Source organism: Protofrankia sp. CiT1, assembly GCF_917627335.1.
Lineage (GTDB): Bacteria > Actinomycetota > Actinomycetes > Frankiales > Frankiaceae > Protofrankia.
The window spans coordinates 1-11,521 of record NZ_CAKJTP010000119.1; the positions used below are offsets into that span (position 1 = coordinate 1).

Genomic DNA, 11,521 nt, shown 5'->3' on the forward strand with positions numbered 1-11,521 from the left:
GACGTCGCCGCGCACGCCGGCGTGTCCACGGCCACGGTCTCCCGGGTCCTCAACGGCGGGGCCGTGACCGAGGCGACGGCCATCAGGGTGCGGGAGGCGGTCACGCGTCTCGAATACACCCCCAACGCGCTCACCAGGAGTATTTTCGCCGGACGCTCCAGCACGATCGGAGTTGTCATCCGCGACTTGAGCAGCCCCTTCTACCTCGACCTGATCCGTGGCATCGACGACGTGGCCGCCGCTAACGACAGCCTCGTCATGTTCGCCAACACGTTTCGTCAGATCGATCATGAGATCGCCCTGGTCCGGATGATGGACGAACACCGGGTGCGTGGCCTGATCGTGACGACCGGCGAGGGGACCGACAGCCGTACCCGTCACATGGCCGAGAACGGCACGCCATGCGTGATCGTCGCGCGCATCGTGCGGGACCCACCGCAGGGCATGCACTCGATCAGTCTGAACAACGTCGGGGCCGGTCGTCTGATGGCCGTGCATCTGGCCGAGTGCGGGCGGTCGTCCGTCGGTGTCGTCACCTCCGGGGGCCGTCCGTCCCAGATCGAGCGCACGGCGGGGCTGCGGCAGGCTTTCACTGATTTCGATCTGCCCCTGCCCCAGGACGCGGTGACCGTAGCGGAGACGGCGAAGGAGGTCGACCGCGCCGTCGGTACGCTCCTCGCGCGTGCACATGATCGAAAAAGGCCGTTGGACGCGATCGCCTGCACCACCGGGCGCCTGACCATCGCTGTCCACGCGGCGTTGACCGCTCGAGGCCTCGCCATTCCCGACGACATCGCGTTCCTGACCATGGATGACTTTCCCTGGGCCACCGCGCTCGGGATCACCGTGATCACCCAGCCCTCGTACCAGATGGGCCGACGGGCGGCCGAACTCGTCGTTGAGCACCCCGGTGAGCCGGTCAGCATCGTTTTCGAACCGACGCTGGTCGCCCGCGGCTCCGCCGGTGAGAAACGCGGGCCGTGATCTGACGCACGGCGCTGACCTCTCCGGTCCGGCCATGGGGCCCGAGCCGTCGGCTCTTTGGAACGACACTCTCGCTGGCTGTCTCCGGCTGAGGCTGACGTTGTCACCGAGGCGGGTGTCTGGCACTCAATACGGTGCCGCGAGCCCAGGAAACATCGGGAAATGCTTCAGGTTACGGGTCCACAGATCGGCGTCCAGGTGCTGTGCTGTCGCGGCGATGACGTAATCGACAGGGTCGACACCGGGATGGGAACGCAGGTAGCGATTGGCGAGCATACCGGCACGTTCGGCCATGGAGTCATCGACTCCGACCATGTCGAGACTGTCCAGCAGGCGGTGCGTCGCATGTTCCTCGCCCGCCCGCATCCCCGCCAATATCTCGACCTTCGTCAGGACTGAGGCGACCAGGCGTTCCCCCGCCTGCGCGGCCTGGCGCAGCGCGCCGCGCGCACCCTGGTCGCCACGGAGATGATCGATGAGCACCGAGGTGTCGACGACGATTGCCATCAGTCGGCGAGGCGGTGTGCCATCCCGCGCCGCAGCCCTTCTACGTAGCTCGCCCCGTCGTCCACGCGGCCCGTCCAGCTCCCGAAGCTGGCGTCCAGAGCGCGCACCGTTTCCTCCGGGCGGCTCGAACCGTACACCCGGTCCACCGCGCGGCGCACAAGCTCGGCGAGGCCGAGCCCGCTGCGCCGGGACTCGGCCCGCAGCCGCTCGTACTGCTCGTCGGCCAGAGTGATCTGTGTACGGTGCGCCATGATGTAAGCCTACATCGTTTGACGGCACAGGTGGCGCTGCTCGGGGGCGGGATGGAGCTGGGTGAGCCGATTTCCGAGGGCACGTCAGACATCCCCGACTCGATGACGTCACGGCCGCCCAGGCTGTCTACGCTAACGGCCGTGATCTCTTCCTCTCCAGTCACAGTCCCGCCCGCTGATCTCGCAGAGCTTGCCCGCGCCGCGGCTGGTTGTCAGGCGCTGTCCCGCGCACGGCGGCTCGCTGCCTGGGTCGGCCCTGGTCGTCCCGTGACAGCGAAGGAGGTGCTCCGACCGGTTGATGTCGCGGCTGCCGCGGCCGGCGCGGGCCTGCCCGCTCCGGGAAAGGTACGCACAGCGGCCGACGTCCCAGAGTTACACCTTGCATGGCTGGCCGCGCGGTCGGCCCGCTGGCTGGTCATCGGCGGCGGTCGCGCGGTGGGCACCTGCCCTGCGGATTCCCCCGCCGAAAGCACGGACACCGCGGTCTCTCCGGGCACGGACGGGACCGACACCGATGCCAGCATGCTGAACACCTGGGCCACGGCGTTGGAGGAGGTCTGCCGGAGCCAGTCGCGCGACCGGAACCGGGCCGGGGTGCTGCTTGCCTGTCATCTGCTCCTGTCGATCCTGAGTGAACAGCCGAGCCTGCGTCAGGACGAGGTGGCCAAGCGACTCCGTGACCGGCTCTACGACCTTGACTGGATGTCCAGCTCGCTCGTACTCGGTTCGTTCAGCGGCAGCATGGGGCGGTTTGACAGCGTGCTGCGGCTGCTGGAGTCGTTCGCGGCAGTGGACAGCGGGGCCGGCCGCGTCGCGCTCACGCCGCTGGGCCGTTGGCTTCACGAGGTCGTGCGCGCGTCTCAGGTGACGCCCTCGCTGCCGGCAGCCGAACTCGTCGCCCGCCTCGTCGCGACCGACAGCAGCGAGCAGGTCGACATGCTGCTCGCTCAGTGGACAGGCGAGCGTGACAGCATCGGGCTGCTCACCGAGCTACTGCGAGCAGCCGCCGACGCGGGGCCTGCCGCCCGCGGGGTCGTGGTGGAGGCTGTCATCTGTCACGGGCCTGAGATGCTACCCGCGATGATGGCTGTCCGGGACCTGCCGACGCTCGCGCCGCACGCGGTCGACGCCCTTTTCGCCCACGGGCTGGGCGATGAACCCGACGCCACGCAGACCCGCTGGCTGCGCACCGAGTTCTTGCTCGCCATCCTGCACCGCTACGGCACACAGGCCGTTCTCGACGAGGTCACCATGGTCGGTGGCCTGGCCAGAGCCGTCGGCGGCGGGCACCCGGACGAACCCGAGCTGCGCGAGGCCATCCACGCGGTTCTCGAGGCCGGCGGGCGGCCCCGTGCCCTCCGGCTGAAGGTCGAGCTGGACGGCTGGCGGCCACGAGCATGGCGCAGGGTGCGGATCCCGGCCGCCGCGAGCCTTGCCGACCTGCACCTGGTCATCCAGGCCCTGTTCGGCTGGGACGGAGACCATCTCCACGCTTTCACCGCCGAGAACGGGCTGAGGTTCGGTGACATCGACGAAGCCGAGGACGAGGACAGCACCTCGCTCTACCGCGTGCTGCCGCGGGTGGGCTCCCGGCTGGACTATCTCTACGATTTCGGCGCATCCTGGAAGCACACCGTAACGTTGGAGGGCTTCGACTTTAACGAGGCCGCGGACGCCGTCGAAGCCGGGCCGCTCCGCATCGTCTGCTTGGCTGGGAAAGGTGACGCACCGGTCGAGTACTGGAACCCGGAGGACTCGGAGCCCGGCTCGGTGCCGTTCGACAGTGAGGAGATCAACAAGCGCCTCGCCGAACTCGTTCCGGAGCAGGATGACGTCGGGACCGACGACGCGGCCACCGTAGATCTCGCGCCTGCCAGCCCGGTCGCGCCGAGATAGCGGCGGATCTCCCGGCCCGTGGGAAGATCCACGCGCATGCGGAGGCAACCTGCCCATCGCCGGCCTGTGCAGTCAGTAGGCCGCAAAGCTCAAGATTAATGAGTATCGAGGTCGTCGCCAGGATCGCCTTCAGCCGCTGGGGTCATCCCTGGATGCGCGCCGTACCGGTGTCGTCCCCGCACGCGCGGGGTTGTGTCCTGGATGCTGCCCCCTGACCGATAGGACGGAGTCTGATGCATGCGGGCTTGGGCGTCGTGTGGGGAAAATCCAAGGCGCAGAACTCAGCTCACCTCCTACTTGGGCACCTGCTCGATACCGCGGCGGTCGGCGAGCTGGTGTGGGACCGGTTCCTGTCCTCGGCGGTGAAAGACCGGCTGGATGCCCATAGCGGCGGCCGGGGACGGCTATTCTTCTCCCTGCTGTGTGGGCTGCACGACGTCGGTAAGGCGACACCGGCGTTCCAGATGAAAGACGACGCCTTGGCGGAGCGGGTCCGCGTTGCGGGGCTCGACTGGCGTCGCCTGACCCGCAATCAGAGCCGGCAATGGCATCACGCCCGAGCCGGCGCTGTGATCATGCGGACGTACGCCGCGGAGGCTGGCTGGCCACGGGAGACGCGGAACTGGGTATGGCCACTGATCGCGGGCCATCACGGCATCGTCCCGGCGACCGCCACCCTTCAGCCTCCGACGCCGTCCGCGCATGGTGAAGGCCCGTGGCGGGAAGCGCAACGTGCGTTCGTGGCCATGGTCGCCCGCGAACTCGGCACCGATTTAACCTCGTTCGTGAATGTGAGCCGCCCGCGACGGGCTGGGCAGCTCGCCTTATCCGGTCTGATCATTATGGCGGACTGGATAGCGAGCGATGAGACGCACTTCGAGGGCCAGCCCAGCCTGGAAAAAATTTCATTGGAGGAATCGCGGCGGCGCGCGGAAACGGCGTGGACCAGCCTGGGCCTGCGGGGCGGCTGGCGCTCCAGCCACCCCGCCCCGCGGACCGAGAAGGATCTGGTTCGTCTCCGGTTCGGGCGCAGCGCCCGGCCGACGCAGGCGGCCGCTGTCGCGCTCGCGGAGGAAATGCCGGCGCCAGGCCTGATGATCATCGAAGCGCCGATGGGTGAAGGGAAGACCGAGGCGGCGCTGGTCACGGCCGAGGTGATGGCCCGGCGGTTCGGCGCGGACGGTGTGTTCGTCGGTATGCCCACGCAGGCGACCAGCGATCCCATGTTCACCCGGGTTCTGGACTGGCTCACGAAGGTCGATCCGGAGGTGCCCATCGGTCTTCTCCACGGCCGGGCGCGTTTCAACAAAGAATGGGCCGCGCTCCGTCGTGAGGCCCGGTTCACCGGTATCGACGAGGGCCTCGACGAGTACGGCTTGCCTGACGATTTCGGCTGGGCGTCGGCGGGTAACGGCTCCGGTCCCGCAGCCGAGCCCGCCGCATCGGGCGAGGCTGCGCCCGACTGGTTCCTGGGCGGGAAACGTGGCCTGCTTACGCCGGTCACGGTCGGGACCGTCGACCAGCTTCTCTACGCGGCGACGCGGACCAAGCATGTCATGCTGCGCCACGCTGGCCTGGCGGGTCGGGTGGTGATTCTCGACGAGGTGCACGCCTATGACGTCTACATGGCGCAGTTCCTCTTCGAAGCACTGCGCTGGCTGGCAGACGCCGGTGTGCCCGTCATTCTCCTCTCGGCGACCCTGCCGCCCGCCCTTCGCCTGCGCCTCATCGAGGCATATGTGCAGGGCGTGACCCAAAACCCGGACCCCGAACTGGGCTCCATACCCGCGGCGAACGGATATCCGTGTCTGACCGCCGTCGCCGTAGGCAACGACGGCGGGCTCGACGCCCGCGTCACGTCGGGCGCATCCTGGCGGGACAGACCATCGGATGTCCGTGTGGAGATCCTGGCCGAGACGGTGGAATTCGCTCCCACAAGCATCGCGGACGCGGTCACCGCCGAGGTAGCTGACGGTGGACGGGCGTTGGTGGTCTGCAACACCGTGCGCCGGGCGCAGGACGTCTTCGATCTGCTCCGTCCCGTCTTCGGCGCCGACGTCGTTCTGCTGCACGCCCGGTTCGTCGCGACCGCCCGAGCCGAGCGGGCGGAACGGATCGTCGACCAGCTCGGCCCACCGGGCCGATCCGGGGCCGCCGAGCGACCGCGTCGGCTGGTGGTCGTGGCGACGCAGGTTGCCGAGCAGTCGTTTGACGTTGATGCCGATCTGCTCGTCAGCGATCTTGCGCCCATCGACCTGCTGATCCAGCGTGTTGGACGTTTACATCGTCATGTCCGGCCGGACGTCGACCGGCCGCACCGGCTGCGCCAGCCTCGCCTGATCGTCAGCGGGCTGCGCCTGGACGCCGCCGGCTTGCCGTCCTGGCCGGCCGGAAGCCGGGCGGTCTACGGTGACCATCCGCTCGTCCGCGCGGCGGCGCTCGTCCTCGACGCCGTGGCCGGTCCCGGCTGGTCGATACCCGCCCAGGTCCCGGCACTCGTCGCCGACGGGTACGGCGAGCATCCGCTCGGCCCGCCGTCCTGGACCGCGGCGGCTGAGCGGTACCGCCAGGACTGGCTGGACAAGGAAGCTGAACGCGCCGCGAAGGCTGCGAACTATCTTCTCGCCGGGGTGGATGCGCTCGGCGCAAAGACCCTGGATGGCCTGCACGATCGGTCGGCCGCGCCCCGGGAGGACGACGAGAGGATCGCCGCGGTGGTTCGCGACGGTCCCGAGTCGGTCGAGGTGGTCCTGGTCCGGCGGGCGCCAGACGGGGGCTTGCGGACGCTGGCCGGCCGGCCGCTGGGGCCCAACGGCGAGGCGGTCAACGGCGACGACGCGCTGCTCGAGGAAGTTGTCGGCGCGACCATCCGGCTGCCGCCGATCGAAGCGATCACCGCGGCCGCTCGGGCGGAGCTCGGCCCGCTCCCCGGCTGGTCCCGAGACGATCCGTGGCTGCGTCACGCCCGTGCGCTTGTGCTCGACGACAAACTGTCGGTGGCCTTTGGTAAATATCTGCTGACATATGACAACGACCACGGTCTGCGGTATCAGCGCCAGGGGGAGCGATGACCAGCTTCGACCTCATCCACGAGCCGTGGATTCCAGTGATCCGTGACGGTCACCGCACCGACGTCAGCCTGGCCACCGCCTTCGCCGACGCCGCCGTGATCGACGGCCTGGCGGTCGACGACCCGCTGGAGGCCGTCGCTGTCCTCCGCCAGGTCCTGCTACCCGTCATGCTGGACGCGCTGGGCGCGCCGCGTGACGACGACGAGTGGGCGGCGCGCTGGGAAACGGGGAGATTCACAGACGGAGACCCGATCAGCCGTTACCTCGGCGATCACACCGCCCGGTTCGATTTATTCCATCCCACCCAGCCGTTCGGGCAGGTCGCCGGGCTGCGCACGGGAAAGGGCGAGACAAAACCGATCTCACTGCTCATCCCTCGGCTCGCCGCGGGCAACAACGTCCCGTTGTTCTCAGCCCGGACCGAGGATGACCCGCCAGCGCTCAGCCCAGCGCGGGCGGTCCGAGCGCTACTGGCCGTCCAGTGCTGGGACACCGCCGCCATCAAGTCGGGCGCGGCCGACGACAACAAGGTCAAAGCCGGGAAAACCACCGGCAACCCGACTGGTCCGGTCGGCCAGCTCGGCGTCGTCATCCCGATCGGGCTGACCCTCTTCCAGACCCTGCTGCTCAACACGCCCATACTGCCGGCGGGGCTGCGCCAGCGGGATGCTCCCTGGTGGCGGCGGGAGCCCCCCACCGGACGCTGGGCCTCCCGGTCCGCCCAGGGCCTGCTGGACCTGCTCACCTGGCAGTCCCGCCGAGTCCGGCTCGTGCTCGACCACGGCGACACGGTACCCACCGTGAGCCGGGTCGTCCTGACCGCCGGCGACCGGCTCGTGCCGCTCCCGCACGACCTCGAGCCCCACACTGCCTGGCGGCGGGTTGACAAGCCCAAGAAAGAAGACCCGCCGGTACGGCCGGCCCGCCACCAGCCGGGCCGGTCCGCTTGGCGCGGCCTGGAGGCGCTGCTGGCCACGATCCCGACCAGCGGCGAGCGGATGACCGCGCCGTCGCTGCTCACCCAGCTCGGCCGGCTCCGCACGGACGACTACCTCGCCGACGACATCCCCCTTCAGGTACTTACCGTGGGGGTGAGCTACGGCAACCAGTCGGCGATCATTGAGGACACCATGATCGATGGTGTCCCGCTACCGGTCGCCGCGCTCGCCGGGGGAGACTCGGCGGTCCGGGACACCATCCTGGCCGTCGTCGGGCAGGCTGAGAAGCTGCGAGTCGCGGCCAACCGGCTCGGGGACGACCTTCGAGCCGCCGAACACGGCGAGAAGATTCCCTGGGACAAGGGCCAACGGCTCGGTGACACCCTCGTCCACAGCTTCACCCCCTACGTCCATCGGCTCCTGGCCGGGCTCCAACGGCGGCCCGACCTCACCGAACAGGCCGAGGATGCCTGGCGGGCCATTGCCCGCCGACTGGCCTTTGCCATCGCCGAACCCGCCCTGGCGGGGGCGGGCCCGGGAACATTCCTCGGCCGCGACCCGGACACCCCCTTCGGGCCTCGGCTCGCGACCGCCGAAGCGTCGTTCCGGCGCGCGCTCAACGATGCCCTCGGCCGGCCGGAAGACACCTCCACGGCATCCAGACCTACGACGGGGAACCCATGACCACCGAAGCCACACCGTCCGCTGACACGTCCGTTCCGGAGCAACGAAGCCAGGTCCGATACTTCTGGGAACGGACGGCGTCGGGGACAAGCCCGGACGGCGCGGCCTTGGCCGCCCTGCGGCGCGGTGTCGGCCGCGAGCCGGGCAGCGTCCCCTCGATGTGGCAGCATTACGCCCTCCTCACGGCAGATGGTGGGATCAGCGCGCGCTTGCGCGCCGAGCACGCCGCCCTCACCCTGTATGCCATTCATCAGCAGTCGCAGCCCAAGTCGGTGCACGACGCGGGCATCGGGGTCGGTAAAGCTGTTCAGATGCTGCGGGCCAGCGAGAAATTCAGCGTCGAGGCTGTCGACCGGCGCTTCAACGCCGCCGCCACCGCCACATCACTGGACGAGTGCGCCTACCATCTCCGGGGCCTGGTCCGTCAGCTCCGGCAAATCTCCCAGCCGCTCGACTACACCGCCCTGCTCGGCGACCTCATCGATTGGCAGCGTCCGGAGCGAATCGGCCGGGTCCGTCGCGACTGGGGACGACAGTACTTCCTCGGCCGTGACCGCGGCGGTCCTGACAGCACCAGGCCCAACCGCGCCAAATCTGCCCGCGCCAAATCCGACGGCACCAAGCCCGGCGGTTCCGCCACCCCCAACGACTGACACCCGCGGCGCGCATTTCCCCGCGGCCGTTGCGCCCGTACCGATCCCACTACCATCGCCCGATACCATCAGGATGAAGAGCATACCGATGCCTCTCTATGTTGACATTCATATTCTCCAGACCGTGCCCCCGTCGAACCTCAACCGGGATGACGCGGGCACACCGAAACAAGCCATTTACGGTGGGGTCAGGCGCGCGCGGGTATCGTCCCAGGCGTGGAAGCGGGCGACCCGCACCGCGTTCAGTGATCAGGTGGATCCAGCCCGGCTCGGTACCCGGACAAAAAAGATCTCAGGCCTGCTCTGCGAGCGGATCGCCGCGCGCGGCCTCACTGACCCGGAGGCGTGCGCCCGGATCACCAAGGCTCTCCTCGCTGACCTTGGCATCAAGGACGGGAAGAAAGAGACCGAGACCGCCTATCTGCTGTTCTTCGGCCGCCCGCAGCTCGAGCGGCTCATCGACCTGATCGAAGCCGACCTTCCTCAGCTCGCGGAGCTCGACGAAACGGCCCTCGCTGCCTCCCTCGGCCACGTCTCTATCAAAAAGGTGCTCGGCACCGGCCATCCGATCGACGTGGCCCTGTTCGGACGCATGGTCGCTGAGCTGCCTGATCTGAACGTCGACGCCGCGACCCAGGTCGCTCACGCCTTGTCCACCCACGCCGCCGAGGTCGAGTTCGACTACTACACGGCGGTCGATGACGAGAACCTCAAGGAGGAGACCGGCGCCGGAATGATCGGCACGGTGGAGTTCCAGTCCGCGACGCTCTACCGGTATGCGACCGTCGGCCTGCACCAACTCGCCGACAACCTCGGCGGCGACGTGGAGGCAGCCGTCGAGGCCCTGCGTGTCTTCCTCACCGCGTTCACCACCTCCATGCCGACCGGACACAGGAATTCCTTCGCGCACCGTACTGTCCCCAACCTCGTCACCGTCGCCCTGCGCGGCGACCAGCCGGTCAACCTCGTCTCCGCGTTCGAGAATCCCGTACGGGCCGGCAGCCGAAGCATCCTGGCGACCTCCATCGACCGGCTGGCGAACGAGCTGGCCGAGGCCGCCTCGCTGTGGGGACGCCGGCCCGCGCTCGTCGCCTCCACCTACAGCACGAGCACGTCAACCGCTGGCGCGGACGATCTAGCCAGCACGCTCGGCCCATCGACGCCGTTCAAGGACGTCGTCGAGATGGTGACCGTGGCCGCGCGGGAGCGCCTCACCGGCGCGGCGCGATGAGCACATCGTCCTGTCTGGTCCTCCGGCTGGCCGGGCCGATCCAGTCATGGGGCGGCCCGAGCATGTTCAACCGCCGTGAAACCTCTCCCGAGCCGACGAAGAGCGGTCTTGTCGGCCTGCTCGCGGCCGCGCAGGGCCGTCGGCGGGCCGACCCGATCGAAGACCTGCTCGCATTGACCTTCGGGGTCCGCACCGACCAGGCCGGGACTCTGCTCCGCGACTACCACACCGTCAGCGACTACCGTGGCCGCCCGTTGCCGTCGGCCGCCGTCACAGCCAAGGGGAAGCAGAAGCCGACATCGCCCGCGAAACTCACCCATGTCACCGAACGCTTCTACCTCCAGGACGCCGTCTTCATCGTCGCGATCGTCGCGCCCGACGACGTCCTCGTCGCCCTCGCCGATGCCATCCGCAATCCCGCCTTTCCCCTCGCGCTTGGCCGCCGAGCCTGCCCCCCGACCCAACCGGTGCTGCTCACACCCGTCGGCCAGCCAGGCTTGACCGCCTGGACCGGTGGGCTGCTCGACGTCCTCGGCCAGGTGCCCTGGTACGGCGGACACAGCCAGCGGCGTCAGCTCGAACGGCTGAAGTCCCCGCCGCGTCACCTCGACCTGCCCGTCACCCTCGACGATCCCGCCGGTGACGACATCCGGATGGACCTGCCGACGAGCTTCGACCCCCGAGACCGGTCCTTCACCAGCCGCCGGGTCCGTCAGACCTGGGTGCGCGTTCCCTCGCCCCACGTTGACAACCCGGATGCTGTCGACGCGGCCGACAGCCATGACCCCTTCGCGATTCTCGGATGGTGACCGGCAGTGACCTATTTGTCCCGAATATGGCTTAACCCGCTGCGGCGACAGAGTCAGAAGCTGCTCAGCAGCCCGGAGAGATTGCACGCCGCCGTACTTGGCGGCATCAGCCGCCAGCCGATCAGCGAGCGTGTTCTCTGGCGTCTGGAAAGCGACTCGTCGCGCGGCGAGGCCCACGATCGGCCGCGCCGTGAGTACCGAGCGGAGCTCTTGGTTCTCACCGAGTCAGCCCCATCGTGGGAGCACCTCATCGAACAGGCCGGCTGGGCCCATGCCGACGAGCCGCAGGCTCTCATCCGCGACTACCAGCCGCTGCTCGACCGCCTCGAGACGGGCCGGGAGTTCCGCTTCCGGCTCCGCGCGAACCCGGTCAGTTCCACCCGTACGCCGATGAACCCGTCGGTCAGCCAAAAAGAGCGCCTATCCCAGCCGCGTCCGCGCGGCGTCCGCGTTCCGCACCGGACCGCAACCCACCAGATCGCCTGGCTGACCAGCCG

General features: G+C 68.8%; 10 protein-coding genes. 8 read left to right on the forward strand and 2 right to left on the reverse strand.

The annotated features are described in order from the left end of the window. The coding region (locus tag MJ785_RS16385) for a LacI family DNA-binding transcriptional regulator (protein ID WP_239381624.1) at positions 1-984 on the forward strand (984 nt) is incomplete at its 5' end. A gap of 126 nt (positions 985-1,110) precedes the next feature. On the opposite strand, the gene MJ785_RS16390 is transcribed toward MJ785_RS16385, so the two are convergent. Both MJ785_RS16390 and MJ785_RS16395 read right to left on the reverse strand, forming a co-directional pair. Next, on the reverse strand, positions 1,111-1,491 hold the full coding sequence (locus tag MJ785_RS16390; protein WP_239373150.1) for a type II toxin-antitoxin system VapC family toxin: 381 nt from the start codon (positions 1,489-1,491) through the stop codon (positions 1,111-1,113). Beyond that, complete coding sequence (locus MJ785_RS16395) at positions 1,491-1,742, reverse strand: ribbon-helix-helix protein, CopG family (protein ID WP_239310858.1); 252 nt, start codon at positions 1,740-1,742, stop codon at positions 1,491-1,493. Before MJ785_RS16395 ends, MJ785_RS16390 begins: the two co-directional genes overlap by 1 nt. 267 nt (positions 1,743-2,009) lie before the next feature. On the opposite strand from MJ785_RS16395, the gene MJ785_RS16400 reads away from it, so the two are divergent. The 7 genes from MJ785_RS16400 to MJ785_RS16430 all read left to right on the forward strand — a co-directional run. Further along, complete coding sequence (locus MJ785_RS16400; protein WP_239381626.1) at positions 2,010-3,638, forward strand: plasmid pRiA4b ORF-3 family protein; 1,629 nt, start codon at positions 2,010-2,012, stop codon at positions 3,636-3,638. A gap of 233 nt (positions 3,639-3,871) precedes the next feature. Then, positions 3,872-6,709, forward strand: coding sequence for a CRISPR-associated helicase Cas3' (gene cas3, locus MJ785_RS16405; RefSeq protein ID WP_239381628.1), 2,838 nt, complete (start codon positions 3,872-3,874; stop codon positions 6,707-6,709). Next, positions 6,706-8,331, forward strand: coding sequence for a type I-E CRISPR-associated protein Cse1/CasA (casA, locus tag MJ785_RS16410; protein ID WP_239381630.1), 1,626 nt, complete (start codon positions 6,706-6,708; stop codon positions 8,329-8,331). Before cas3 ends, casA begins: the two co-directional genes overlap by 4 nt. Next, a complete protein-coding gene (gene casB, locus MJ785_RS16415; RefSeq protein WP_239405048.1) occupies positions 8,328-8,984 on the forward strand; it encodes a type I-E CRISPR-associated protein Cse2/CasB in 657 nt (218 codons plus the stop codon). The genes casA and casB overlap by 4 nt, the downstream gene beginning before the upstream one ends. A gap of 88 nt (positions 8,985-9,072) precedes the next feature. Next, a complete protein-coding gene (cas7e, locus tag MJ785_RS16420; protein ID WP_239381632.1) occupies positions 9,073-10,215 on the forward strand; it encodes a type I-E CRISPR-associated protein Cas7/Cse4/CasC in 1,143 nt (380 codons plus the stop codon). Further along, the gene (cas5e, locus tag MJ785_RS16425; protein ID WP_239310851.1) at positions 10,212-11,024 is read left to right on the forward strand and encodes a type I-E CRISPR-associated protein Cas5/CasD; all 813 of its coding nucleotides are present in this window, start codon (positions 10,212-10,214) and stop codon (positions 11,022-11,024) included. Before cas7e ends, cas5e begins: the two co-directional genes overlap by 4 nt. Positions 11,025-11,030: 6 nt before the next feature. Then, positions 11,031-11,521, forward strand: a 491-nt coding sequence (locus MJ785_RS16430; RefSeq protein ID WP_239381634.1) for a type I-E CRISPR-associated protein Cas6/Cse3/CasE, incomplete at its 3' end; no start/stop codon positions are given.